The following is a 2743-nucleotide window of genomic DNA, read 5'->3' on the forward strand; positions in this document are numbered from 1 at the left end:
CGCCAGGTGCGACCGGGCCTCTGGCCGGAGATTTCTTTGTCCCTGACGAGGTGTTTGCCCGCACGGACAGCAAGATCAAGAGCATCTACTAGATCCGCGTCATTGTGAGCGTCGAGCTAAGCCATCCGCCGTGGCTGAGCCACGGCAAAGCCTTGCTCACAAAGCGATAGGGCGCCAACCTGCCGGAGTGATTCAAGGTCCGGCAGGCGCTTGCTTACGCCTCATCCTTCTTGCCTTTGCCGAGGCCCATCAGCCGGTCGATATAGGCGAGCATGAGGGCCGAGACGACGAAGGCGAGATGGATGATGGTCAGCCACATCAGCTGGTCGGTCGTGTAGGTCGACGAGTTCAAAAACACCTGCAAAAGGTGGATGGACGAGATGGCGACGATGGTCGAGGCAACCTTGACCTTCAGCGAGCCGACATCGATGGTGCCCAGCCAGTGCACGCCACCCTCCTGGTCGTCGAAGCGGCTGACGAAGTTCTCGTAGCCCGAGATGATGACCATCACCACCAGCGAGGCAACCAGTGCGGCATCGATCAGGCCGAGCATCTTGAGGATGGTGTCGGTGTCACCGAGCGTGAACGCCAGGGTAATGAACTCATAAAGCTTCTTGCCGAATGACAGCGCATAGACGGCCAATGCCAGGGCCAGGCCGATATAGAAAACGACGAGCAACCAGCGTGAAGCGAGAATGATCGATTCGATGGCGAGTTCGAGACGCTTCATGGGATGATTCCGGCTGGTTATCTCTCAGACAATGGTCGTATTCGGCCACGCCGCCACCGTTTGCAAGACAAAAAACCCCGCCGAACAAGGTCCGGCGGGGTTCAATGCGTCCCGCTGGAGTCGGGACGGGGCAGGGAACGCCCAGCACCGAATCTGGGGTGGCTGGGCTCGCGATTCAATGAGCCGTGTCTAATGCCCGTACAATTCTTGTTGAACCCGTCACATCCACCCATCCCCGGCGGTGCCGGGGATGGGTGCTTCTCGTGCCGATTCCACAAACCGGGTCATGGTTTTGAAATCATGACCTAATTGTTGCTGGCGACCGGTGCCACCAGCGAGGTGATGCGGCGAATGCCGACGCGCCGGTTCTCGCGGTTCGGCGCCGACGTGTTGACCTTCAGATACTCCTCGCCATAGCCCTGCGTCGTCAGGTTTTCCGGCGGGATGCCGAAGGCGTTGGTGAGCGCTTCCGCCACTGATTCCGCGCGGCGATCGGAAAGGGCCAGGTTAGCCTCCGGTGTGCCGACCGCGTCGGTATGACCTTCGATCAGGAAGGTCTCGGCCGGGTTCTTTTTCAACAGCTTCTCCATGGCGGTGGCGACGCCCTCGAGCTTCTGCACCTCGGTGTCGGAGATCGAGGCCGAGCCGAATTCGAAGTTGAGCGTGTCGAGATCGACGCGCCGTGCGATGTCGCGCACGCGGGCCGAACGTTTGACCTCGTCGATCGAGTAGAGGCGCTGGACCTTCTCCACCGGTGGCTGTTCGAGGAAGGTGTAGTAGTCGTCCGGATCTTCGACATCCTCGGAGTCCAGAATGTACTCCTCGCGCGGGATTGTCAGCCGCATCGGCGGCAGGTCATCGCCTGGATCGCGCCAGTCGCTCTCATCCTGATAGTGCCGCTCGTCGACATAGCTCAGCACATATTCGCGTCCATCCGGCGCAATGCGCGAACGCTGGATGACGTCGCCATAGCGGTTGCGGATGGTGACGATCTGGACACCGTTGTCGCGCTCGACGATTTCCCGGGTGCGGTCGCCCGAGAGATCCTCATAATAGACGTTCCTGGCGCCGCGGGTCATGCGCGGGGCGTCATTGCTCTCGACGAATGTCTGGTTGTTGAACTGCAGGATGACGCGGTCGCCGAGCTCCCTGACGACGTCGACGCCTTTCGGACGCCGGCGGTCACGGACGTTCTCATCGGGCGCACGCTCTACGCGCGTGCCCTTTTCCTCGGTCACCGGCGCGATCTTCTCGGGCTTGATCTCCTGTTGTGCGGCCCTGTCGTCGGTGGGCGGCGGACCTTGGTCGATGGGAGCAGCCACCGGCTTGCGGCCCTGATCGCCACCTTGCTGGGCATTTTGCCCGCCATTCTGCTGCTCGCCATCCTGGGGGACGATCTTGTCGCCCTGCTTGCGGCCGCCCCTGCGCTCGGCGTCCTTCTGGCTGTCCAGGATGGGAGCGGCGTTTGGATCGGCCGGTGCTTCGCCTTGCACCGGGTTTTCGCCCTGTGCCGGTGCTGCCGTCTGACCATTGGCCGGTTGTTCGCCGGTGGCTGGCTGTTCGGCTGTGGCCGGCTGCTCGCCAACAGGTTTCCTGACACGCTTCTTCGTCGTGTCCTGGGGCTGCTCGCCCTGGGCCGCGGGCTGTTCGCCGGCAGGGACCGTCGCCTCTCCAGCGGGAGCCTCTTTCGGTGCCGGGGCGACTTCAGGTTGGGCCTGCTGGTCCTGCCTGTTCTTCTTGCGCGGCTTGGCCTGCTCGCCGGGCTGATTGTCGTTGGCCGGTTCCGCCTGGTTGGCCGGAGCCTGCTCGGTTTGCTGCTGCTGGTCGCGCTTCTTCCTGCGCGGCTGCTGTTCCTCGGCTGGCGCTGCCTGTTCGGCCGGCGCCTGCTCGGTTTGCTGCTGCTGGTCGCGCTTTTTCCTGCGCGGCTGCTGTTCCTCGGCTGGCGCGGCCTGTTCGGCCGGCGCCTGCTCGGTTTGCTGCTGCTGGTCGCGCTTCTTCCGGCGTGGCTGCTGT

The 2743-nt window shown here is 63.0% G+C and carries 3 protein-coding genes and 1 pseudogene; 2 read left to right on the plus strand and 2 right to left on the minus strand.

Features of this window, described 5'->3' with window-relative positions:
• Positions 1-92: pseudogene (locus EN906_RS39045) on the plus strand (short chain dehydrogenase); the annotation flags it as partial.
• A gap of 122 nt (positions 93-214) precedes the next feature.
• On the opposite strand, the gene EN906_RS29920 reads toward EN906_RS39045, so the two are convergent.
• Together EN906_RS29920 and EN906_RS29925 are read right to left on the minus strand one after the other, a co-directional pair.
• On the minus strand, positions 215-730 hold the full coding sequence (locus EN906_RS29920) for a TIGR00645 family protein (protein WP_127269030.1): 516 nt from the start codon (positions 728-730) through the stop codon (positions 215-217).
• A 305-nt stretch (positions 731-1035) separates the two neighbouring features.
• Complete coding sequence (locus EN906_RS29925; RefSeq protein WP_127328061.1) at positions 1036-2223, minus strand: OmpA family protein; 1188 nt, start codon at positions 2221-2223, stop codon at positions 1036-1038.
• On the opposite strand from EN906_RS29925, the gene EN906_RS29930 reads away from it, so the two are divergent.
• A partial coding sequence (locus EN906_RS29930) for a hypothetical protein (RefSeq protein WP_164777466.1) occupies positions 2218-2743 on the plus strand: 526 nt, incomplete at its 3' end. The genes EN906_RS29925 and EN906_RS29930 overlap by 6 nt on opposite strands.

The organism is Mesorhizobium sp. M7A.F.Ca.CA.004.06.1.1, assembly GCF_003999135.1.
Lineage (GTDB): Bacteria > Pseudomonadota > Alphaproteobacteria > Rhizobiales > Rhizobiaceae > Mesorhizobium.

Excerpts from the sequence above, each read along its gene's own strand:
- EN906_RS29920 (WP_127269030.1), bottom strand. The coding sequence starts at position 730 with ATGAAGCGTCTCGAACTCGCCATCGAATCGATCATTCTCGCTTCACGC.